Origin of the sequence: Companilactobacillus sp. HBUAS56275, from assembly GCF_036913655.1 — a bacterium.
Lineage (GTDB): Bacteria > Bacillota > Bacilli > Lactobacillales > Lactobacillaceae > Companilactobacillus > Companilactobacillus pullicola.
On sequence record NZ_JAYKKK010000005.1, the window covers coordinates 1 to 24,001 of the forward strand.

25 protein-coding genes and 1 riboswitch are annotated in these 24,001 nt (G+C 36.3%); of the genes, 1 reads left to right on the forward strand and 24 read right to left on the reverse strand.

Annotation, left to right across the window (positions count from 1 at the left end):
- Positions 1 to 375 precede the first annotated feature (375 nt).
- The 23 genes from mnmA to mraZ form a co-directional block, all read right to left on the reverse strand.
- A complete protein-coding gene (gene mnmA / locus U8526_RS09920; RefSeq protein WP_334341806.1) occupies positions 376 to 1,494 on the reverse strand; it encodes a tRNA 2-thiouridine(34) synthase MnmA in 1,119 nt (372 codons plus the stop codon).
- A gap of 13 nt (positions 1,495 to 1,507) precedes the next feature.
- Complete coding sequence (locus U8526_RS09925) at positions 1,508 to 1,843, reverse strand: hypothetical protein (protein WP_334341807.1); 336 nt, start codon at positions 1,841 to 1,843, stop codon at positions 1,508 to 1,510.
- A 54-nt stretch (positions 1,844 to 1,897) separates the two neighbouring features.
- On the reverse strand, positions 1,898 to 3,046 hold the full coding sequence (locus tag U8526_RS09930; RefSeq protein WP_334341808.1) for a cysteine desulfurase family protein: 1,149 nt from the start codon (positions 3,044 to 3,046) through the stop codon (positions 1,898 to 1,900).
- A 12-nt stretch (positions 3,047 to 3,058) separates the two neighbouring features.
- Complete coding sequence (locus tag U8526_RS09935) at positions 3,059 to 3,748, reverse strand: 5'-methylthioadenosine/adenosylhomocysteine nucleosidase (protein WP_334341809.1); 690 nt, start codon at positions 3,746 to 3,748, stop codon at positions 3,059 to 3,061.
- Between the two features lie 10 nt (positions 3,749 to 3,758).
- Positions 3,759 to 4,046: a hypothetical protein gene (locus tag U8526_RS09940; RefSeq protein ID WP_334341810.1), complete on the reverse strand. Its 288-nt coding sequence runs from the start codon at positions 4,044 to 4,046 to the stop codon at positions 3,759 to 3,761.
- Positions 4,047 to 4,616 carry an NUDIX hydrolase gene (locus U8526_RS09945; protein WP_334341811.1) on the reverse strand — a complete coding sequence of 190 codons (570 nt, stop codon included), beginning with the start codon at positions 4,614 to 4,616 and terminating at the stop codon, positions 4,047 to 4,049. It lies immediately after the preceding gene.
- Positions 4,609 to 6,030, reverse strand: a complete 1,422-nt coding sequence (locus U8526_RS09950; RefSeq protein ID WP_334341812.1) for an MFS transporter — start codon at positions 6,028 to 6,030, stop codon at positions 4,609 to 4,611. The genes U8526_RS09945 and U8526_RS09950 overlap by 8 nt, the downstream gene beginning before the upstream one ends.
- Before the next feature lie 39 nt (positions 6,031 to 6,069).
- Positions 6,070 to 6,285, reverse strand: coding sequence for a cold-shock protein (locus U8526_RS09955; protein WP_334341813.1), 216 nt, complete (start codon positions 6,283 to 6,285; stop codon positions 6,070 to 6,072).
- 12 nt (positions 6,286 to 6,297) lie between these two features.
- Positions 6,298 to 9,075: an isoleucine--tRNA ligase gene (ileS, locus tag U8526_RS09960; protein ID WP_334341814.1), complete on the reverse strand. Its 2,778-nt coding sequence runs from the start codon at positions 9,073 to 9,075 to the stop codon at positions 6,298 to 6,300.
- 176 nt (positions 9,076 to 9,251) lie between these two features.
- On the reverse strand, positions 9,252 to 9,989 hold the full coding sequence (locus U8526_RS09965) for a DivIVA domain-containing protein (protein WP_334341815.1): 738 nt from the start codon (positions 9,987 to 9,989) through the stop codon (positions 9,252 to 9,254).
- Between the two features lie 15 nt (positions 9,990 to 10,004).
- Entirely contained in the window at positions 10,005 to 10,802 is a 798-nt protein-coding gene (locus tag U8526_RS09970; protein WP_334341816.1) for a YlmH family RNA-binding protein, read from the reverse strand.
- Entirely contained in the window at positions 10,799 to 11,068 is a 270-nt protein-coding gene (locus U8526_RS09975) for a YggT family protein (RefSeq protein ID WP_334341817.1), read from the reverse strand. The genes U8526_RS09970 and U8526_RS09975 overlap by 4 nt, the downstream gene beginning before the upstream one ends.
- Positions 11,069 to 11,084: 16 nt before the next feature.
- A complete protein-coding gene (locus tag U8526_RS09980) occupies positions 11,085 to 11,492 on the reverse strand; it encodes a cell division protein SepF (RefSeq protein WP_334341818.1) in 408 nt (135 codons plus the stop codon).
- A 14-nt stretch (positions 11,493 to 11,506) separates the two neighbouring features.
- The gene (ftsZ, locus tag U8526_RS09985; RefSeq protein ID WP_334341819.1) at positions 11,507 to 12,760 is read right to left on the reverse strand and encodes a cell division protein FtsZ; all 1,254 of its coding nucleotides are present in this window, start codon (positions 12,758 to 12,760) and stop codon (positions 11,507 to 11,509) included.
- Positions 12,761 to 12,804: 44 nt separating this feature from the next.
- Positions 12,805 to 14,154, reverse strand: a complete 1,350-nt coding sequence (gene ftsA / locus U8526_RS09990; protein WP_334341820.1) for a cell division protein FtsA — start codon at positions 14,152 to 14,154, stop codon at positions 12,805 to 12,807.
- A 76-nt stretch (positions 14,155 to 14,230) separates the two neighbouring features.
- Positions 14,231 to 14,932, reverse strand: a complete 702-nt coding sequence (locus U8526_RS09995) for a cell division protein FtsQ/DivIB (RefSeq protein WP_334341821.1) — start codon at positions 14,930 to 14,932, stop codon at positions 14,231 to 14,233.
- A 17-nt stretch (positions 14,933 to 14,949) separates the two neighbouring features.
- Positions 14,950 to 16,050 carry an undecaprenyldiphospho-muramoylpentapeptide beta-N-acetylglucosaminyltransferase gene (murG, locus tag U8526_RS10000; protein ID WP_334342022.1) on the reverse strand — a complete coding sequence of 367 codons (1,101 nt, stop codon included), beginning with the start codon at positions 16,048 to 16,050 and terminating at the stop codon, positions 14,950 to 14,952.
- 9 nt (positions 16,051 to 16,059) lie between these two features.
- Positions 16,060 to 17,433, reverse strand: a complete 1,374-nt coding sequence (gene murD, locus U8526_RS10005) for a UDP-N-acetylmuramoyl-L-alanine--D-glutamate ligase (RefSeq protein ID WP_334341822.1) — start codon at positions 17,431 to 17,433, stop codon at positions 16,060 to 16,062.
- Positions 17,434 to 17,449: 16 nt separating this feature from the next.
- On the reverse strand, positions 17,450 to 18,415 hold the full coding sequence (gene mraY / locus U8526_RS10010; RefSeq protein WP_334341823.1) for a phospho-N-acetylmuramoyl-pentapeptide-transferase: 966 nt from the start codon (positions 18,413 to 18,415) through the stop codon (positions 17,450 to 17,452).
- 15 nt (positions 18,416 to 18,430) lie between these two features.
- Entirely contained in the window at positions 18,431 to 20,605 is a 2,175-nt protein-coding gene (locus tag U8526_RS10015; RefSeq protein WP_442886243.1) for a penicillin-binding transpeptidase domain-containing protein, read from the reverse strand.
- Complete coding sequence (ftsL, locus tag U8526_RS10020) at positions 20,596 to 20,961, reverse strand: cell division protein FtsL (RefSeq protein WP_334341825.1); 366 nt, start codon at positions 20,959 to 20,961, stop codon at positions 20,596 to 20,598. Before ftsL ends, U8526_RS10015 begins: the two co-directional genes overlap by 10 nt.
- 12 nt (positions 20,962 to 20,973) lie before the next feature.
- Positions 20,974 to 21,924 (reverse strand): 16S rRNA (cytosine(1402)-N(4))-methyltransferase RsmH, encoded by a 951-nt coding sequence (rsmH, locus tag U8526_RS10025; protein WP_334341826.1) that lies wholly within the window; start codon positions 21,922 to 21,924, stop codon positions 20,974 to 20,976.
- Positions 21,914 to 22,345 (reverse strand): division/cell wall cluster transcriptional repressor MraZ, encoded by a 432-nt coding sequence (gene mraZ / locus U8526_RS10030; RefSeq protein ID WP_334341827.1) that lies wholly within the window; start codon positions 22,343 to 22,345, stop codon positions 21,914 to 21,916. The genes rsmH and mraZ overlap by 11 nt, the downstream gene beginning before the upstream one ends.
- Positions 22,346 to 22,569: 224 nt before the next feature.
- On the opposite strand from mraZ, the gene U8526_RS10035 reads away from it, so the two are divergent.
- A complete protein-coding gene (locus tag U8526_RS10035; RefSeq protein WP_442886244.1) occupies positions 22,570 to 22,695 on the forward strand; it encodes a DUF4044 domain-containing protein in 126 nt (41 codons plus the stop codon).
- A gap of 573 nt (positions 22,696 to 23,268) precedes the next feature.
- On the opposite strand, the gene thiT is transcribed toward U8526_RS10035, so the two are convergent.
- Positions 23,269 to 23,850: an energy-coupled thiamine transporter ThiT gene (gene thiT, locus U8526_RS10040; RefSeq protein ID WP_334341829.1), complete on the reverse strand. Its 582-nt coding sequence runs from the start codon at positions 23,848 to 23,850 to the stop codon at positions 23,269 to 23,271.
- Positions 23,851 to 23,898: 48 nt separating this feature from the next.
- A riboswitch (TPP riboswitch) is annotated at positions 23,899 to 24,000 on the reverse strand.
- Between the last annotated feature and the right edge of the window lies 1 nt (position 24,001).

Below are 24,001 nucleotides of genomic sequence, written 5' to 3' on the forward strand. Positions count from 1 at the left end.
GAACGTTGGTGGAATGATTTCAAATTGAGATGGATCAATCTACATGAGACACCTAAAACATTGGAAGAGTTAAAACTTTTGGTGAAGGACGAAATGAATTATTTTGATACTCTAGATAGATCAGAAACAAGAAATGGACTCACTCCAAAGGAATATTGGAATGAATCCATCTCTTAAAGTTATATTATTTACTCGAAAAAAGTGTCAACTTGACAAGGCCTAGTGCATTCCAACAGCATTCCCAATTTTTGTGGAAGACGGCATCCTGCACTACTTCAATAATAGAAGCACACTATCCCATACCAAAAACAGACATTCATTAGAATCACACATAATATGTGTACTCCAACAGATGTCTGTCATTATTAGTTAATCTTAAATGTATTGTAGCTTCTTTGCAGCCATGTAAGCAGCATCGATAGTAGCGCCACCAAGGCACTCCTCGCCATCATAGAAGACAACTTCTTGTCCAGGTGTGATAGCACGTACTGGATTGTCAAACTCAACACTGACCTTACCGTCACCTAAAACATGAACTGTAACGCCTGTATCTTGTTGACGATATCTGAACTTAGCTGTGGCATGGAATGTATCGCCATAATCTAAGCCTGTGATGAATGAAAGATCTGATGCATCTAGATGATCAGCATATAGTCTAGGATTATCGTATCCCTGGTCAACATAAAGAATGTTCTTCTTCATATCCTTACCAACAACGAACCAAGGCTCGTTAGACTTACCGTTACCACCAATACCAAGTCCTGATCTTTGGCCAATTGTATAGTACATCAAACCAGCATGCTCACCCTTGATCTCACCATCAGGTGTCATCATCTTACCAGATTGTGCAGGTAAGAACTCGCTCAAGAACTTACGGAAGTTTCTCTCACCGATGAAGCATACACCAGTTGAGTCCTTCTTCTTAGCAGTAGCTAAACCAGCCTCTTCAGCAATACGACGAACCTCTGACTTTTGCATTCCACCGATTGGGAACAAAGCCTTTTGTAGTTGATCTTGTTGAACAGTACTTAGGAAGTAAGTTTGGTCCTTGTTAGCATCGCCACCACGTAGCAAATGAACAACACCATTGTCATCACGGAATGATTGTGCATAGTGTCCCATTGCAATATAGTCAGCATTTAACTTGTTAGCATAATCCAAGAAAGCCTTGAACTTAACCTCTTTGTTACACATAACGTCAGGATTTGGAGTTCTACCTTTACGATACTCATCTAGGAAATACTCGAATACACGATCCCAGTACTCCTTCTCAAAATTAACCGAGTAGTAAGGAATACCAATCTTATTGGCAACCTTAGCAACATCCTCGTAATCCTCAGTAGCTGTACATACACCGGAGTCATCTGAGTCATCCCAGTTCTTCATGAAGACTCCGATAACCTCATAGCCTTGTTGTTTCAAAAGAAGTGCACTAACTGACGAGTCAACGCCACCACTCATACCTACTACAACACGCTTCTTCTTATTATCCATTTTAAAACCTCATTTATTTTGCTAATACGTTTTTTTCTTTCAAAAAGTCCATTAAATATCTGTAATCTTTAATTTCTTCTTCAGAATCTTTTAGTTTAAAGATATTAATGTTGTGCATACCGCTCTTGTCGGTAATTGATAGTTTCAAACTATCTAAATCTTTGCTAACAATTGCTTTGACAAAAAATCTTGCCGCATATGGAGATGTTCCATTAAGTGGATGTTCCAGACGGAAACCACCCTTGTTAGTTTCTTTAAAACCACTGTCCATTAGTGAATAACGTTTGATCTCAGGACTTAATTCATAAGTTTCTTGGTCCCCGAGTACTTGAGCTTGTTTTTTATCCATATTTATCATCCCTTATAAATAATCATTATTAATTATAAGTTTGAATAAAATTAATTAATTAGTCAAGTCGGAAACGATATCTACTAATTTATTTGTGAATTTAACAATCTCTGCTTCAGTATTATCCTTACCAAAACTGATTCGAACTGAATCATTGATCTTAGGACTATCCGCACCAAACATTGCTACTAAAACATGTGAAGGTTCCAAACTACCGGCAGTACATGCTGAACCACCAGAAATAGCAAAGCCTTCCAAATCTAAACGTGTCAATAACACGCCACGATCAATGCCAGGCAAATACAAATTCATAACGTGATTCAAAGCATGGCTGTCAGTTGGTCCGTTAATTCCGAAAGGAATATTATTTTGTTTTAAGATTTCTTGGATCTTTTGTTTAAAGCCAAAATAACGTTCCTGACGAGCCTTCTTTTCATCAGGAGTAATCAATTGTACTGCTTTAGCAAAACCAGCAATAGCGGGAACATTCTCAGTTCCGGCACGACGTTTAGTTTCCTGATCGCCACCTTTTACAAAAGATGGAATATGTATATCGTCATTAATATATAAAAAGCCAATAAATTTAGGCCCATTGATCTTGTGTGCTGACGTTGAAAGCATATCAATATGTTCAGCTTTAACATCAATATCTTCCATGCCATAAGCTTGAACAGCATCCGTATGGAAAAAGGCTTGATGATCTTTTAACAATTCACCAATTTCTTTAATCGGATTCATTGAACCTACTTCATTATTACCATACATGATCGATACCAAAATAGTATCGTCACGTAAAGCATCTTTAACTTGCTGAACAGTAACTTCGCCACGTTCATTAGGTTTAAGATAAGTAATTTCAAAGCCAAGTGATTCCAAGTAGGCCATTGGTTTCAAGATAGCTTCATGTTCAATTGCTGTCGTTATAATATGTTTTCCTAATTTTTGTCTCGATAATGCCGTTTCAATGACAGCGGTGTTATCACTTTCAGTACCACCACTTGTAAAGACTATTTCTGAATCTTTCGCATTGATACTTTGAGCAATTACATGCCGACTTTCATCTAAAACTTTACGAGCTTGGCGTCCAAAATAATTGGTAGCAGAAGCATTACCAAAATTATTCGCCATTTGGTCGCTGATCACATCGACTACAGATGTAGCCATTGGTGTCGTAGCAGCATTATCTAAATAAACAAATGCCACGATAAATCCCCTCTATTCTTGGTCTAAAAAGTTCAGCAACATTGTCACTGATTTACGTCCGGCTTGTAGGACAAATTCATCAAAGTTTACACTAGCATTTTCGTCACCAACATCACTCATTGAACGAATAACAACGAATGGTGTCTTGAATTGTGTACAGACCTGAGCCACAGCTGCACCTTCCATTTCAGATGCCAAAGCATCTGGGAACGACTTTTTAATTGTAGCAATTTTTTCAGCTGCGTCAATAAATTGATCCCCGGTTACTATCAAACCGACATGAGATGTTAGGCCAGTTCTCTTAGCAGCGGCAGCAATCTTTTCAACATAGGTTGGATCTGCATTAAAGTAAAGTTCTTGTTGAGGTAATTGACCCACTTTGTAACCAAAGCCAGTTGCATCAACGTCGTGATAAGCCATTTTATCAGAAATAACCACATCACCGATGTGTAGACCTTCACCAATACCACCAGCTGAACCGGTATTAACTACAAAATCAGGTTGGTAACGATCATTAATAATTGTCGTTGTCATCCCTGCTTGTACTTTACCGATTCCACTTTGTGCTAGATAAACTTGATGATTCTTGTAATTACCAATGGTAATATCTACTCCAGCTACAGAATCTTTTTTAACATTAGTTAAAGATTCCTTCATCAATTTAATTTCTTCTTCCATTGGAACGATTACACCAATTTTCATACTTTACCCCTCAAATAAAAAATAATATTAAAAACACTAAGATAATTAGGCCGAATACTGTAATGATTGCAATATTTAGCTTTTTTTTCAAACTATTTGTCTTATTCTCAAAAGATTGCATTTTTTCTTCAATAATTTGCTCAGGATGTTGTTTTGCATACTCTTGTTCTGCTCGACGACGTTCCTGCATGCGCATCTTTTCTTGTTGCTGTTCAATCTGATCAGCTCGAACCACAGTTTGAGGATGATCAGTTGATTTAACTTTTGAATTATAAAAGTCCTTTAATTTCGAAAACATTTATTTTTCCTTTGCTTCCATTAATTCCCAATAGGTAACTGCATAGATTGATTTCGAATCGCAAATAACACCTTTTTCAATTTGTTCTTTTGCTTCATCTAATGTCAATTCTTCTACATTTAAGAATTCATCTGGATCTAAAGGACGTTTGAATTCAACTTTTTTCAAATCAGTAGCTTTAAAGACTGTCAATCTCTCATTTGAATAACCAGGACTGGCAAAAAAGGCTGTAACTTTTTCAAGATTATCAGTTGTTAATCCTAATTCTTCATCCATTTCACGTAGGGCAACCTCTTTTAAATCACTACCCTCATCCGCATCAATTTTTCCGGCTGGAATCTCTAACGTTTCTTGTTCCAGTGGTGTACGCCATTGTCTGACAAAAATCATCTTGCCATCATTAGTGAAAGGAATAATCGCTACAGCACCGTGATGTTCGACTACTTCACGGATATCAGGAATCCCATTAGGTAAAACAACTTGTTCTACATCAACATTAAAAATTTTGCCGCCAAACATTCTTTTTTTAGCAACGACCTCTTCATAATATCTCGAATCTTCTTTACTCATTACTTGACCTTCCTGACTTAATTAATCTTACAACTGACATCACAATTGCAATTAAACAAATAACTACTGCAAATGTCATTGTAACACGCATCCCATCGATAAAAATATCTGGTCTGCCTTCAACATAAGTAGTAACTGACTTACCATAAAACTTACTCATTGATAAAAATAGTACTGTGGTTGAAACTGAGACACCAATTATCATACCTAAATTACGTGATAAGGCATTTAAACCACCCGCAATTCCTAGATCTTTTGTTTCAACAGAACTCATGATCATAGTATTATTCGGTGCCTGAAAGAGCCCATTACCAAGCCCATTTAGACCAATACACAATAGAATGAACCAAATTTCTGTCTTCAAATCAAAGGCTAGATATCCTAATTGTGCTAGTTCAATCACGACTAATCCAACAATCGTCAAGACAATTGGATTAACCTTTGCTGATATTTTACCAGAAATAGGTGCAACTACAACCTGTACTAGTGGAAAAGCCATTAAGATATATCCTGCAGTTGAGGCAGCAATACCTAAGGCATTCTCCAAATAAAATGGTGAAATCACATTAAAGAAAAAGTTAGTAACGAAGATAAAGAAGCCAGCTACTAAGCCTAATGTGAAATTATGATTGGCAAAAATTCGTAACTCGATCATTGGATTTGCAACTCTTTTTTCAATCGACAAGAAAATTATAAAGAAAATTATTGAGATTATAAAGGTTGCAATAATATATGGATTAGTAAAGCCAACTGACTGGCCAATAAAAATAGCACCAAAGAAGAGTAACAAAGTTACAAAATAGGCTGCAAATCCCGTTTTATCAAATTTAACTGGATTAGTTTTTTCAACTTTCGGCAAATTCATATAACCCAAAATCAAAGCTACCAAGCCAATGGGAATATTGATCCAAAAAATATAACTCCAGTGGAAATGTCCTAAAATCAACCCTCCGATTCCGGGTCCAGCAATCGCACCAATTGAAACAAATGAGCCTATATAACCTAAGGCATAACCACGTTCACGTAATGGAAAAGTTTCAGTAATGATCCCATTATTAGTTGCCATAGCCATTGAAGCACCAGTAGCCTGAACTACTCGACCCAACAACAATAATACTAAATTGTCACTTAAACCACAGATAATGGAACCTATTATGAACATTACTGAACCAATTTTAAAAACTTTTATTTTCCCAATGGAATCAGCAATCTTTCCAAACATCAACAAGAATATACAAATTGTGACCAAGTATATGGAAACGACCCATTCAGCCATGTTCATCTCAATATTTAAATTTTTACTAATAACCGGCAATGCGATATTAACGATTGAACCGTCAAGCGTTGACATTAAAGTAAAAATACCAACCGAGATCAAAATCATCCATCTTCTAGGATTTGCTTGCTCGTTCATATTCCTTCTCCTATTTTCTTTTCAAAGAAAAAGAAAGCACTATTCAGCGCTTTCTTCTTTTTTAATATTAATATTGACAGCTTGTGGTCCTTTATAACCAGGTGCAATCTCAAAAGTAACCTCGAGGTCCTTTTCAATATAAAAGTCCTCACGGTTAAGAATTGAATCTGCAAAGAAGAAAATATCTTCATCCCCGTTATTTATAAAACCAAAACCACGGTCTTTATTGAATCTTACTATTTTTCCTGTGAACATTATTCACCATTCCTAATCATCAAAGCCCTCAGTCTTTGTTTCTGGATACTCTTCAGCAACAATCTTAGCACATCTGCCACAGAATGTTGGATAATTACTATCAACACCGACATCAGTCTTGATCATACGACATCTTTGACAAACTTCGCCTTGTGCCTTTTCAACTAGGACATCAGCAATTTCATACTTATCAGCATTTTCAATCTCTTGATCGGAAATTTCGAATTGAGATACGATCAACATTTGACCAAAGTTACTATCGATTTTATCAAGAACAGCTTTTAATTCAGCACTAGGATGAATTGTTACCTTAGCTTCTAGTGATTTACCGATTAATTTATCGCCACGAGCAATTTCAAGTGACTTCAAAACATTATCTCTAAAGTCCATGAATGTTGCCCATTCACTTTCAATTTCAGCTTGATCAGGGATTTCTTCAACTTCTGGCATTTCTGCTAATTGAACGTAATCCTCTGGTTCATTAAGGTATTCCCAAACTTGTTCCATAGTATGTGGCAAGATTGGTGTTAACATCTTAGCTAATTTAACAACTACATCATAGATAACAGTTTGCATTGAACGACGAGAATGTGAATCCTTAGGATCAATGTAAACAACATCTTTAGCAAAATCTAGGTAGAATGTTGACATTTCATTAACAATGAAGCTGACGATTGATTTTTCAACATCACCAAAATCATATTTGTCATAATCTGCTAAAACATTCTTAACTAAGTCATTCAACTTAACCTTGATATATTTGTCTTCTGGACGTAAGTCTTCATAAGCTACACCATTTGTCTTTGGATCAAAGTCAGATGTGTTAGCTAACATGAATCTGATTGTATTTCTGATCTTACGATAAGTTTCAGAAACTTGCTTGAATGAATCAACTGTTACAGAAACATCGGAACTTGAATCAACTGAAGCAACCCAGAGACGGATAATTTCAGCACCGAATTGTCTTTCGATATCACTAGGAGAAATAACGTTACCAAGTGATTTACTCATCTTGACACCGTTCTTATCCAAAGTGAAACCTTGTGACATAACAGCTTTATATGGTGTTACGCCATAAGCAGCTACAGAAGTAACTAACATTGAGTTAAACCAACCACGATATTGGTCAGAACCTTCAAGAATCAAGTCAGCTGGGAATGTTAGGTTATCACGTGTCTTGGCAACACCTGAATGAACTGTCCCAGAGTCAAACCAAACATCCAAGATATCAGTTTCTTTAGTAAACTTACCATTTGGACTACCTGGATTAGTATATCCTTCTGGAAGCAAGTCTTTAGCGTCTTTTTCAAACCAGATGTTTGAACCGTACTTACCGAACAAGTCAGCCACATGGTCAACAGTTTCCTTAGTCATGATTGGATCGCCATTTTCAGCATAGAAAATTGGTAATGGAACACCCCAAGCACGTTGTCTTGAAATTACCCAGTCGCCACGATCACGAATCATGTTGTAAAGACGTGTCTTACCCCATGAAGGCATAAAGTCGATCTTTTCGATCTCATCAAGAATTTGTTGTCTGAAGTTATCAATAGATGCAAACCATTGTGGTGTTGCACGGAAAATAACTGGTTTCTTTGTACGCCAGTCATGTGGATAACTGTGAGTGAAGAAGCTCAACTTCAATAGTGAGCCATTTTCCTTCATACGTTCAGAAATTAGCTTGTTAGCATCATCGTAGAAGACACCCTTGTATTCTGGTACTTCATCAGTAAAACGTCCTTGAGCGTCAATTGGTGAGAAGACAGGCAACTTGTATTTCATACCAACAACAAAGTCATCGGCACCAAATCCAGGAGCTGTATGAACTAAACCAGTACCATCATCAAGTGTAACGTGATAACCAAGAATCAATTCTGATTCACGGTCGTAAAGTGGATGTGTAGCAGTTAGTCCTTCTAGTTCAGAACCCTTGAATGTCTTAAGGATTTCAACGTTTTCCCATCCTAATTGTTCTTGAACGAATTGGATTCTTTCTTGAGCAACGACATATTTTTTACCGTCAGCATTAACTTCAGCGTAAATGAATTTAGGATTTACACAGATAGCCTCATTAGCTGGAATTGTCCATGGAGTTGTTGTCCAGATGATAAATGATGCATCGCTGTCAACAACGCCCTTGCCATCACGCACTTTGAAAGCAACAAAGATTGATGGTGATTTGATATCTTTATATTCAACTTCAGCTTCAGCAAGAGTTGATTCTGATGATGGTGACCAGTAAACAGGCTTCTTACCACGGTAAATGTAGCCCTTATCAACCATTTCACCGAAGATTTCTAGTTCAGCCTTTTCAAATTCAGGTTGATAAGTAATGTAAGGATGATCCCAATCAGCAGAAATACCTAGACGTTTGAATCCAGCCATTTGCTTCTTGATTTCGCCTTGAGCAAATTCGTAACATAACTTACGATATTCGGACATGCTCATTTCCTTACGTTTAACACCCTTTTTAGCCAATTGTTGTTCGATTGGAAGACCATGAGTATCCCAGCCAGGTACATAAGGTGCACGGAAACCGTTCATTGACTTGTAACGAACGATAATATCCTTAGAAATCTTATTTAGTGAATGTCCCATATGGATATCACCATTAGCAAATGGAGGGCCATCTAGTAATTCAAAAGTTGGCTTACCTTCATTCAATTTTTGTCGTTGTTCATAAAGTTTGTTTTCTTCCCATGCTTTTTGCCATTCAGCTTCTTTGTTTGGCAAATTACCACGCATTGGGAACTTAGTTTTACCTAAGTTTAGAGTATCTTTTACTCGCATTCTTTCACCCCTTCTAAAATAAAAAGAACCCATCCAATCTAGGACGAGTTCTCGCTATACCACCTATTGGTAAATTAATATACAGTTTTTTAAGAGTCGATATACTTAAAAAGTTTTTACTAACCTCACACCATTCGTTAGCTCGCTGAAAAAATCTAGTTTAAGCACTTATTCTCTTAATTTTCCTTAGGATCACCATCATCAGAATCATCTTGAAAATTGAACGTTGGTTCATTTTGTTGATGATTAATCGTGTAAGATTCGTCCGGTTGGTCATCCTGAATATTATCATTATAATTCATTTGATCTGACTTTGAAACCTGATCTTGCATATTTTCATTATTTTGTACATTTGGCTGATAGTCTTGGTTATCAACACCTTGCCCACCAATTTCTTGTTTCAACTTATCAGTAGACGTACTGTCATTCAACCTAGACCACTCAGGATTGTCAACCATATCAAGTTGTTGCTTAAGCATTCCTTGAAGTCCCTTGCGGAAAGAGTTGACTGATTTCTTCAAATTATCGGTTTCAATTGTCACTTGACGTGCACGATCAGACGCATCTTGTAAGATACGATTAGATTTGTCTGTTGATTGATTCAACAAATCACGTGCTTTCTTCTGTGACTCCTCAACAATAATCTGTGCTTCTTGTTCCGATTCAGATTTAACTTTTTCAGCTGCTTCTTGGGCAACCAAAATAGATTGATTCAAGGCATCCTTCATATCAGTGAAATATTTCAATTGATCAGTAGTATCTTTGAGTTGTTTTTCTAATTCAGCATTCTTTTGTAATGCTAAATTATAATCTTGAGCTGCTTGTTGCAGAAATTCATTCACTTGGTCGCGGTCATAGCCTCTAAATTTACTATCAAATTCTTTATCATGTATTTCTACTGGTGACAATACCATAACTTCACGCCCCTATTATTTCTTAATAACATTCACGAAGAGAATATATTTATTATTCTTTGATCGTCCCATAATGTCATTAATTCTTATTCTACCAAAACCTCTTACACTTAGTGTATCAGTTATTGTAATAAATGAACTTGCATTTTTATTAACAGCCCAATTTATTTGAACTTTCCCATGATCTACTAATGCCTTAGCATTTTGTCGAGACAAATCATAAACTGTTGCGATGATAGTATCCAAACGCAACGACTGAACATTGATTGTTTCATCCGTTGATTCATCCTTAGGCAATAACAAATCTTGAAAATCTTTTTCCATCAAGTGAATCTTAAATGGACCGATTTTCTTAACTTGATTCTCAATATAGTCACTCATTGACTTAAAAACGAAAAATTGCCAATTCTCACCATCAGTGATGATGTCACCAAAACGGTCGCGGTCAATTCCTGAACCGGTTAACGATCCTAGGATTTGTCCGTGATGTAAATTAGCAAATTTTTCTGGATAACGAATCTCATACATGGAAATATCATAGTCTGAATCCTTAGGTACAAAATAGTCAGGAGCTATTATTCCCCTGACCCTTTCAGCATTATCATATCCACCAAAATAATGTACAAATAAATCATCATACTTATTAATCAGATTATTTAAAATCGTTTGTTCTCGTAAATTTAAAAAATCCGTCAATTGGGGAGTATACATTGTTTGGGCCTTCAGCAATATATCGTTCATCTTATCGATAAACGGTTTTTCCTCTGGTCTAAAGTAGCCTCCACCCATAATCCCTTTTTTATCTTCCATCATAAAATTATCATAAAGATCACTCTCTGTATTAATCGCAATATTATTATGGCGATAATTGGGGAGAAATCAAAAAGGCCAATACTTGTTGGTATGACTCTTCTGATTAGATTTAAGAATGGATTTACCATTGCCGCAACAAATCTTCCAAAAGCAGAGTTATACAGTGCTGGTATAAAAGACATCAAGCAGTAGACGAACAAAATAAATTCATATGCTTGAAATGCCCAGCTAATGATAAATGGTAATCCACTTACAATTCGATCCATATCTTTCCTCGACTTACTATTCGTTTATGTCTGGTATACTTCCATCGATTTCAAACTTCGGTGGTGTGCAAAGAAAGATTTTTTCCCCAACACGCTTGATCTCGCCATTTAAAGCAAAGATAGTACCAGTTAAGAAATCCACGATTCTCTTTGATTGTTCATCATTGACATTATTAAAATTAACGATCACAGCTTTATTATTCAAAAGTTGTTTAGCAATAACCTTTGCGTCAGAGTAAACTCTGGGTTGATAAATAGCAATCTTACTATTGACCGCACTTCTACTCTCACTTGCTGCACTCATTGATACGACCTTTTCATTATTTGAATAATTCTTTTTAGGTTGAGGTGTGTCGACTTTCTTTTCTTCAAAGTCTTCATCGTCATTAATTCCAAAAAAACTGCTTAGTTTTTCAAATGCCATAAGAAAATCTCCTTTTATTTATTGTTACGACGTTTAAAGATTGGAGGAGTTGAATCATCGTCATCATCGCTTAAATCAATTGTTTCTGGCTTTTGGAAAATTTCAAAATCACCTTTTTCACCAGCAACATCGTTATTAGACTTAGATGCGTCACGATTAATATCCCAAGCAGCCAATGGATCACTATTAGGTGTTTGTTCCTTTGGCTTAGCTGGTTGTTCATCAGCATTGTCAGCAGTCTTATTTTGATTATTGTTAAAAGCTGCTCTTGGGTTATTTAAAGGACGTCTTGATGGTTCACGCTTCTTATCTTCACTTTCAACGCCTGTAGCAATTACGGTAACCTTAACTTGATCACCCAAAGTATCATCGATTGAAGTACCAAAGATAATATTAACATCTGAGGTAGCTTGTTCGGAAACAATTTGCGCTGCATCTTGTGCTTCAAACAATGACAAGTCTGGGCCACCAGTAATGTTAAGAAGAACTTGTTTTGCACCATCAATAGAAACTTCAAGCAATGGTGAAGAAATAGCTTTCTTAGTAGCTTCTGTAATTCTGTTTTCGCCGTTAGCTGTACCAATACCCATCAAAGCTGAGCCTTGGTCTGACATAACAGTCTTAACATCGGCAAAATCAAGGTTAACGAAACCAGGAGATGTAATCAAATCAGAGATACTTTGAACACCTTGACGTAAAACATCATCAGCAATACTGAATGCTTCACCCATTGGTGTCTTCTTATCTACGATTTCTAACAATTTACTATTTGAAATAATAACTAATGTATCAACATCTTTTTTAAGTTCAGTAATACCATCAGCAGCAAAGCGAGAACGTTTTGCACCTTCAAAGGCAAATGGACGTGTAACAACACCAACCGTTAAAGCACCGCTTTCTTTAGCAATGTTAGCTACGATTGGAGCAGCACCAGTACCAGTACCACCACCCATTCCGGCAGTAACAAAGATCATATCGGCACCTTCAAGGGCCTCTTTAATGGCTTCTTCACTTTCTTGAGCAGCCTTTTGTCCAACCTCGGGATTTGAGCCAGCACCTAATCCTCTTGTTAGTTTAGGTCCTAATTGAATCTTAGTTTCAGCATTAGAGCTTTCTAGTGCTTGAACGTCAGTATTAGCAGTAATAAATTGAACACCTTTGATTCCTGCTTCGACCATTCGATTTACGGCATTACCACCAGCGCCACCGACACCGATAACCTTAATTACCGCTCCCTTATTATTGGTTGAGTCTAAAGTATATTCCATTAAGGAGTTCCTCCTAGTTTAAAATTGAATTTAATTTATTTTTATTAATCAAAAAACTTACTCCAAAAGTCCTTGAGCTTCGATGTCTTCTTAGTCTGATCCGGCGTTGAAGTTTTCTCATCGTCAGCTTCTGGCTCTTGAGTCTGTGGTTGTTCTTGTACTGTTTTATTAACAGGGGCTTGAACAGGTTGTGACTGTGGTTGTTGTTGTGGCGTGTTGCGACCAATGGTTGCACCATTAACAACATTATCAGCAATAACACCAATATCATTCAATCTTGAAGCATACGTTACTAAGCCCAGGCCTAATGAGTATGACGGATACCTCATCCCCATTTGGGTAGGTACATAGCTTCTCACTTTAACGCCGAAAATATCTCGAGCTAAATCTTCAATATTTGGCGTTGCTGCAACTCCACCAGTCAAAACAATTCCACCGGGAAGTGACAAAGCACCAGCATCTTCTAACGGAGCTTGCAATCTTGTGAAAATTTGCTCCAACCTAGCTTCAATGATCTCAGATAAATTCTCTTCTGAAATCGTCGCAGGTTCATTTTTACCAACTACTTCTACACTAATGTTCTCTTCAGTCGATGCTTGAGCCGATGAAGCGTTACCATAGTAAAGTTTTAATTGATTAGCATTTTCAACTGTTGTATTCAAAACTACCGAAATATCATGAGTGACGTAATCTCCACCTTCAAAATCAACTGTAGACAATTTGAGATTGTGATCATGAACAACTGAAGCAGTTGTTTGGCCAGCACCCATATCGATAATTACGGCTCCAAAGTCACTTTCACCGTCGTTTAATACAACCTGACTTAACGCCATTGGAGAAATAACTTTATGAATTATATTTAGACCAGCCTTTTGGATGGCCTTTTTCGTATTATGTACAATTGTTTTTGGTGCAGTATATATGATTCCTGTCATTTCCAGACGAACACCAATCATTCCACGAGGATCACGAATATTATTGAATCCATCGACAGAAAATTGTTTAGGAATTAAAGAAACCACTTCTCGCTCACTAGGTAAGTTTTGAACCATTGCAGCCAACATAACTTGTCTGACATCATTTTCAGTAATTTCCTTGGACTGAGAACCGACCGCTATCATTCCTTGACATTTTTCAATTTGTAACATGTTCGCCGATATACCGACTACAACGTCACGAATCGTAATATTTGCCTGCGTCTCGGCCTTCTTAACAGCCCGTTTTATAGCGCCGGCAGCCTTATCAATATCGACTATAACGCCACGGCTAACTCCTTGTGATCGTTCGCTTCCTACGCCAACAACACTTAACCTGTCATCTGACGATTCAGCAACCACTACTTTTACTGAATTTGTACCAATATCAAGACCTACAAAAAACTCTGAATTGTCCATTAATCGTGGCAGCCTCCCTTACCTAGAAAAAATCTATTCACTAAAAAATTTTAACACAAAAACGATTATATTAAACCTATTTCTTATCTTTAAAGGGATAAGAATAGGCTCCAATTTCCAAATCTATAACGCCCTTTTTTTTCATTTGGGCAGCCATACCTGGATAATATTTTAATTTAGTTTTAACAGTTCTCATATCAGCGATAACTTTATTACCATCATTCATATCAATTTTAATCCGATATGGATTTAACTTAGTCGGTGCATTATAGATTTCTGAAATATTTGTTTGTACGTTACTTGGTAATTCCGCATAAAGATTAGAGATCTTCTTTAACCTTTTAGCCCCAAAATTACTATACGTTGGATAATTACCAATAGGCGCACTCATTTTTTGATTTATCACATGACCATTGTTGATAATACGGTAATAGTAGCCATTTTTATTGATAAATCCCAAAGTGGGATACTCCTTAACACGTATCGTTACATCCCGCATATTTCGCGTTTTGATCTTCATCGACTCAATAGATGGCAACTTACTCTCGGTCTTCTTTGTAATTGATTTATGATGTATTAAAACGTTTAACAATACTGAATTGTCATCGATCTTGGTCGCATTGATTACTTGTTGTGCTCCCAGATCATTAACGCCTTCAACATTAATATTTCTAACTTTACTCAAAGGCGAACCAAAATAAGCAATAATAATTATGATAAAAACTATTAGAAATATCAATCCATTTTTACTTATCCTAAGTCTTTTTTTTAATGCCATCAATATCAATCCTTATATTACTTATTTACCAAGTCCGTGAGAATCTTGATCAAACGATCAGCCGCATCAGGAACACCGATTTTCTTAGATTTCTCGGACATTTCTTTTTGAATTGATTCGCTACTCATGATCTCATTGACCTCTTGGAAAAGAGAATCAGGTGTAAGATCTGACTCTGGAATCAACTTGGCCGCTCCAACGTTTGAAACGGATAATGCATTCTTTGTTTGATGATCATGCGTTACATAAGGACTAGGAATAAAGATTGCTGGAATACCTAAGGCAGTAATCTCGGCAATACTTGTGGCTCCGCTACGACCAACAATCAAATTAATGTCGGGAAGAATTTCCGGCATGTTATCAATATATGGCAATACGGAAATATTTGCACTATTTAGATACTGTGAATCAATTTTTTCGATCACATTATCATAGTGCACACGTCCTGTGACAAATAAAACTTGATAATTGGCTTGACTAAATTTATCCATAGCATCGATTGCTGCTAAATTGATTGGCTTAGCACCTCTAGATCCACCAAAGATCATAACTGTTGGTTTATCAGCTGCTAAATCAAACTCTTTTAGTCGATCATTCTTCTGAATATCAACAACTTCTTGAGCTCTAGGATTACCAGCAAAGACGATCTTCTTCTTTTCGCTGAATTGATCTATTGCATCTGGAAAAGCAATTGCAATCTTATCTACAAAATGTGCCAAAAACTTATTTGTTACACCAGCAATCGTATTTTGTTCATGTATAACGGTAGGAATATGCATCGAATGTGCTGCGTAAACAATAGCACTTGAAACATAACCACCAGTTCCTACGACAATATCAGGCTTGAATTCCTTGATGATTTTTTTAGACTTACGAATACTGGATAGAAATAGTTCAACAACTTTAACATTTTCTAAAGTCAACTTTCTTTTGAAGCCACGAATTTCAATCGTCTTAAAGTCAATTCCCGCATTCTTAACTATCTTGCTCTCTAGTCCCTTTTCGGTACCAACGTATAAAACATCTTCAATCATATCTCTTTCCTTGAGACGCTTAATTAGAGCCATTGCCGGATAGATATGACCGCCAGTACCACCGCCGGACACGATTATACGCATTTTTGTCATCTATTTAATTTCTCCCTTTAAAGTTTCAACTTCTTCTATAAATTGGTCTCCACGTTGTTCAAAGGTCTTAAATTGATCCCAACTAGCTGCTGCAGGTGAAAGTAAGATAACATCCCCAGCATCGCTTTGCTTGTATGCTTCAGGAACAGCTTCCTTGAGATTATTAACTTTCACGATATTTGACACATCAGCTTTTTCAGCTGAAGAAATAACTTTGTCAGCTGTTTGTCCATAAACGACTAGATTCTTAACTTTGCCCTTGAGTGAAGGAATCAATTCATCAAAACCGTTCCCACGATCAAGTCCACCAGCTATTAAAGTAATTGGCTTCTTAAAAGCTGTCAAAGCTACGATGGTTGCTTCAACATTAGTTGCTTTAGAATCATTATAAAATTTATGTCCGCCAAATGTATCAACGTATTGAATTCTATGTTTAACACCTCTAAATGAAGATAACACTTCAATGATATCATCATTAGAAACATCGTACAGTTTTGCAACACTGATTGCAGCTAAAGCATTTTGAACATTATGTTCTCCAGGGATTTGAATTTCATCAGCGTTCATAATTTTTTCACCATTACAATAGATAATGTCGTCTTTGACAAAGGCACCCTTATCTAATTCTTGGTTATCTGAAAATGGCAAAATTTGAGCATTAGATTGTGTAGCTAACTGACGCCATTCGTCAGTATTCCAGTTAACAACAAAGTAATCATCCTTAGTTTGGCTCTTGGTGATGTGCATCTTAGCCTTAATGTAGTTAGCACGGTTTTTATGGAAATCTAAATGGGTTGAATAGATATTATTTAAAACGGCAACGTGTGGATGCAAGTCAATTGTACCTTCAAGTTGGAAACTTGATAATTCTGTTACCACAACATCGTCTTTAGTTGCTTTTTGAATAACATCAGAAATAGGAATACCGATGTTACCTGCATAATATGAATTCTTGAATTTAGGTGAATGCTTCAACATCAATTGAATTAAAGTCGTTACAGTTGTCTTTCCATTTGTACCAGTTACCGCAACCATATTTGCATCTGAATAACTATAAGCTACTTCAGGTTCCGTAATAACTGGGATATTCAATTCTTGAGCACGTACAACCAACTCATTAGAGTAAACGATTCCCGGGTTCTTTACTAAATAGTCATATGAATCATCGATTAAATCTTTATCATTGCTTCCAGTAATAACGTTGAAGCCGGCATCGATCAAAGCTTGTGCTTCGGTGTTCTTTTCCAAAGGATTAGAATCAACAACTGTTACATCAGAACCCATTTTCTTCAATAATTTAGCAACTGCAAAACCACTTTTGGCTAAGCCTAAAACTAAGATTTTTTTATTTGAATAATTACTTTTTGTTTTCATTATTATCTTTTACTTCCTATACGAATAAAATTAAATAAATTGCAGAACAAATCAAACCAACGATCCAGAATACGATATCTATCTTCCATTCACTCCAGCCCATCATTTCAAAATGATGATGAATTGGTGTCATCTTGAAAATACGACGATGGAATACTTTGAATGAGAAAACTTGTAACATAACGCTCAATGTCTCAACAACATAAACGAAACCAATCAACAATAGTGACCAGTAGTGACCTAAAAGAATTGAAATAGCAGCCAAACCAGCACCTAATGCTAAAGAACCAACATCCCCCATAAAGATCTTAGCGGGTTTGTGATTGAACAATAGAAAGGCTAACAAAGCACCAACTACTGAGAAACAAACAATTGCTATATCAGCACGATTTTGATTTAAAGCGATGATACCGTATGTGGCATAAGAAATAGTTCCTAAACCACCTAACAATCCATCCAAACCATCAGTTAAATTAGTAGCGTTAGAGAAACCTACCAACCAGAACAATGTGAACAAGATAAAGATCACAGCTGAATTAATTGACACAACACCAGGAATGGTAAAGTTCATTGGCAATTGATCGCCGTTATAAACGTATAAGAATATTATTCCGACAATTATTTGTAAGAGTGCTTTTTGCCAAGCTCTAAGTCCAAGATTTCTCTTCTTGAAAACTTTAATGAAATCATCAATGAAACCGATACATCCGTAAAGAACGATTACAAATGTTGTAATCAAAAGTGAATGAGTCAGTTGACCTTGCCAAGCGCCGACCCAAATATTTGTGATCAGAGCAGCAATAATGACCAAAAGTCCACCCATTGTCGGTGTACCAGACTTTTTCTCATGCCACTTAGGTCCTTCCTCACGAATTGACTGTCCCTCTTTGTGAGCAACTAGGTAACCAATCAAGAATGGCATCAAGATTGCCACAATTACAAACGAACTAACTATGTCGAAAACTATATGACTAATTTCCATGAAAATCCCCTTATTTTATTTATTTTTCAATGTAACTATAATTTTACCACTGTCATTTATCACATGACCAGAACTGACTGATTGTTTAACAACATATCCGTCACCTTTAGTTGTGACCTGTTTACCAGTTATCTCAGCAAACTTCAAAACATCATTTTTAGACCAACCCGTTAAGTCAGGCATCGTCATGGCTCCATTGGTTAGTAAGACCATTCTCTGACCCGGCATAACTTTTTCACCACTTGCTGGTAGTTGTTGTACCACTTTATTACCGGTACCAATAACACCAGATTGCAAATTAAGATCCTTGATCTTACTCAAAGCACTGTTAGTCGATTTATCCAACAACCCTGGGACTTCAACGTACTGACTACCAGCTTGAGTGGAGTTAGTTTGAGACTTACCTTGGTTTACCAAACGTTTAACTAATGGATTAAAGACTTCGGATAGAATCTTTTCCGGTGATTCCGTCATCTTTTGAGGTTGTCTCATCGTTATATAAACAATGTAATTTGGATCATCATAAGGAATCATTCCCGCAACGGAGAAGATATAATTGTTACTTCCAGTTAGATAACCACCATTTGGTGAAGCTATCTGAGCTGTACCAGTTTTGACACCAACTTTAATTCCCGGAATGTTATAAACAAGCCCAGTACCATAGTTCTTTGTGACAACTTGACGCATAGCCTTTTGAACTTTTTTAGCGGTACTACTCTTGATTGGCTGTCCTACTACTTCTCGTTTAAAGCTTTGAGTAGTTTTACCAGTATTTACATTAACGACCTTCTGAATTATTTGTGGCTTGATCATCTTGCCACCATTGGCGATTGCTGAAAATGCCTGCAACATCTGAATAGTATTTACATTGACACTTTGACCAAATGAAGTCATAGCTTGATCACTAGTGTGTTGGTAAGAAATTCCTCCAGCTACTTCACCAGGCAATGGAATATTAGTTTTAGTCCCAATATTAAAGCGTTTCATATACTTCATCCACGTCTTTGAGCCCATTTTCTCTTCCAGTTTGACCATTCCGACATTGGAAGATCTTGGAAAGGCTTCTGATAAAGGTATATAACCCCAGCCGGCATTATTCCAATCACTAATTGTTCTACCGCCTACTTCGACTGAACCAGATTTATACAATTCATCCGGATCATAATTGCCAGAATCGATTGACGCTGATAATGTCAAAATTTTCATAACGGAACCCGGTTCGAATTGATCTTCTACCAAAGTATCACGCCAACTATCCGATAATCCCTTACCAGTCGTTGGATTAAAGGTTGGTCGTTGTGTTGCCGCTTCGATTGCGCCTGTCTTGGCATTCATTACAAGAATCTGTAAATTCTTAGGTTCATATTTTTCGGCCGTTTCTTGTGCCAAAATTTCAGCGTACTGCTGAATTTTACTATTCAAAGTTAAATAAACATTCGATCCATCGACCGATTGTTTTTCATTAACTCGAGAATTGGGCAATTCATTACCGTTAAAGTCGACCTTAGTAATCTTTTTACCATCTTGACCTGACAACAACTTATTAAAGTATTTTTCAATACCCATAACACCACTGATATTACTGTTCTGATCATTAGCATTATCGGCTTTAGTTATTCCTACCAAATTAGTTGCAAAAACACCGTTAGGATACGAACGTGAAGGAAACTCCACGAAGTGAATCCCCGGTAACTTTTGTGCAGCAATCTTTCGCTTGATTTCAATTGACAAATTACGTCCAGCTTGTCCGAACTCTACTTGATACTGCTTTTTATTCTTAGGTGATAAATATTTGATCAATTGTTTCTTGGAAAGTGGTAAATACTTACTCAATGTTTCAGCAGTTTTTTCTTTATCAACTACATAGTCAGCCTTACCCGCTGCTGTTTTTGACTTATGATCTACAATTGCATAAATATTATAAATCGTTGAATCTCCAGCAATCATATCCCCGTTAACGTCAAGGATATCACCACGTTTAGCATTAACCTTAGTTACTTTTTCATACTTAGCTTTAGTTCTTTTAACTAAATTTACTCCGTCATATTGCTTGCTGACAGAGATATAAGCAAACCTTTGGATAAAAAGGATAAAAGAAAAGGCAGTCACAATCAAAATTAATATACCAACTATATAATGATTGCGTCTTGCCTTATTTTTTAATAGTTTTCTGAACTTACTCATTTTGATATATTCCTTACATTGTTATCGCTCATTTTTAAATTGTGCTTCTTAGCGAAAGAAGAAAAACGATCAAAACTACTTAACTCAGAAATTTCTTGTCTTAAATTAACATTACTTGTATTGGTCTTAGAGATCTGCTCAGTAAGACTATCTAATTCATTTTGAGAAGAAGTCATCGAAACTTTTATACTAACTAAAGCCACCATTAATGCCAACGTCAAAAGAGAGAGACCAACAATGGAAACAGTCTCAAATTTTGACAGTTTAACACTATGTACTTTAGGAGCTGCTTGAACGACCTTCTGTGGTTGTGGAGCAGCTTGATAGTCTTGTAAATTTCTAGCCGTACTTTCTTCTCTCATATTATTTCTCCATTATATCTTTTCAACAACACGTAATTTAGCACTGTGTGCTCGATTATTTTCAGACAGTTCTTCAGTATTAGGCAGAATTGGTTTTCTTGTTATTTGCTTCAAAACTGGTTTAATATCATCTGGAATAACAGGTAATCCACGAGGAACATCAACGTGAGAGTTATCTTTAAAAATATGTTTTACAATTCTGTCTTCTTTTGATTGAAAAGTTATAACGCTTATTCTGCCCTTTGGTGCTAACAATTTAATTGCTTGATCTAGGGATCTTTCAAGAGATCCTAATTCATCATTTACCGCAATCCTAATTGCTTGAAAGACACGTTTAGCAGGATGGCCACCGGTTCTTCTTGCGGCTGCAGGAATAGCATTCTTAATAATATCTGCTAATTCTAGAGTCGAAGTAATTCGGTGATCAGCTCGTGTGCGTTCAATGGCACGGGCAATCTGTTTGGAAAATTTTTCATCACTGTATTTGTAGAAAATGCCGACTAAATCACTATAAGACCAATCATTAACAATTTTTTCTGCATCTAGATCTTGTCTTTGATCCATTCTCATATCAAGACGGGCAGCCTTCTTATAACTGAATCCTCTGACTGCATCGTCAAATTGGGGAGAAGAAACTCCCAAATCGTAAACAATCCCATCTACTTCAGTAACACCCAAATCCGACAAACGTTCTTGCATATTCTCGAAATTATCACGTATCAGTGTTAACGAATTATCACCGATTATTGTTGGATCACTTTGAATACTTTCACCGACTTTAATAGCGGCTTCATCGCGATCAAAAACATAAAGATGGCTGTGGTGCATACGACTTAGTAATTCCTTACTGTGTCCTCCACGGCCAAAGGTAGCGTCTACATAAATACCGTTATCATGCGGATTTACCTCATCAATAGTTTCTTTTAAAAGTACTGTTTTATGTTTATATTCGTTAGAAGTCAAAGTCTGTCATTTTCTCCGATATTTCTTCAAAATTATCTTCAGCCTCTTGGCTAAATTTATTCCAGCATTCCTCATCCCATATTTCTATGCGATCAGAAACACCTACAATTACACAATTCTTATTTAACTTAGCAAATTTAATCAACGGGGTCGAAAGATTAATCCGACCTTGTTTGTCAAATTCAACCTCTGCAGCTGCAGAATAAAAGAATCGAGTAAAGGCTCTAGCATCCTTTTTGGTTAGCGGCAACTTATCCAACTGAGATTCAAGTTTATTCCATTGCTCTAAAGGATAACCAAAAAGGCACCCATCCATTCCACGAGTAATTACGAACTCATCACCAAGTAATTTTCTAAATTTAGCAGGTACAATTATTCTGCCTTTATTATCAAGCGTGTGATGAAATTCACCCATGAACATGGATATCACCTCAATTCTTTAACACTTCCTAATTTACCACAAATTACCACAATTAACCACACGATATTTGACAATTGGTCTAAACTAGTTAAAAAACTTGCCAATGGTTGGTAACTATACGTTTATGGGGGTGGGGAGTTTTCCCAATTTTGAAAGAGAAAACCTTTACAACATTGCATAAATTCCCTTTGTGAAGTACCATTTCACTATATATAAATTAGGTGGTGGAAGTTTTGGACGAAAAGAAACCTAAAAGCACATTAACTAAAATTATTCAAATTGTTGTTTGGTTAATGATTCTTGTCACAATTGGTGGCGTTGTTCTCGGTTCAGTTATGAGTTTTATCTAAAAATACAAATAAGGAGACCAAATTAAGATTTTGATTCTTAGTTTGGTTTGAATGGAAATATACTTAAATTCCCGTCCTCCACAAAAATTGGGAATGCTGTTGGAACGCTATGGGCACGATTTGGAACTAATCATTTTACACTCCGTGCAAAATAATGGATTTCCAAAGTCGGCCTCATTGTAACCGGCAAAGCCGGCAACAATGATTTCATAGCTGAACGCATTCCCAATTTTTGTTCCGGACTAAAGAGAGTTTAATTGTTTGATTTGAGGTAAAATATTTAGTTCAGTGTCTTTTTTATCTTTTAAATTACTTTTAAATCAAAAAACATCTACATAGCTAACATATATGTGAGATGGCAAAAATAACATTATTATTAATAAATTTAAGTATGTTCATCTATTCTATGAGACTGAATAATTTTTTCTAACTTATACCGACTTTTTATCAGTGCTAAAAAAGCGTTCATATCACCCAGTTACGGTTGATATGAACGCTTTTTGATTTTAAAAATATTAAGTTGATATTTATTACAGTTTAATTTGAATAAAAACTCAAAATTTATACTTTTAACTAATTTCTTGGAATTATTAATTGTTTAAAGATACGATTCAAAAGAATTGCCAAAACAATCAACATAATCATATTAGCAATAAAACTACCACCGTTAATAACTAGAGAATAAATCCATGGATTCATTGACTTAGGTGCATATGAACCCCAATAAATTCCTCCGGCAATAAAGTGCAAGAAGTATTTAGCTAAGAAACCAATTGCAGAATAGAAAATTATCAATCCTAATCCGCTCTTACCATCTCTTATAGCACGTTGAACACGAACACTTCCTAAACCAATCAACCCTACGACACCAAAAGCTAATGGATATTCAACAAAACCTTGAAGTGGATTCAACACTCCTCCACCTAGTCCTCTAAGAAACATATCCAAAAGTCCCCATACTAGACCAGCCATTAAACCGGGTTTCAAACCTCTTCTTAAAGCGTAAATAGACATTGGAATCAGTCCGTAAACAAATTCAACTGAAGAGACCCCTGTGGAATGAGGTACATAAGATAACCCCATTGCCAACGCCGTAATAATGGCCCCTTCTGTCAAGACAATTAAACTGTCTTGGCTATTAGCTTTATCGATCATACAAAAAAACTCCCTTCTGATTTTCGTCATCACAAGAGAGTTCGAGCTTTTGCTTGAACAACACTATCCCTACGCATGTATTAACATAACAGGTTTAAAGGGTCTGAACATTACGTTCACTCTCAGCCTACGGCTCCCCCTGTGTTGACTT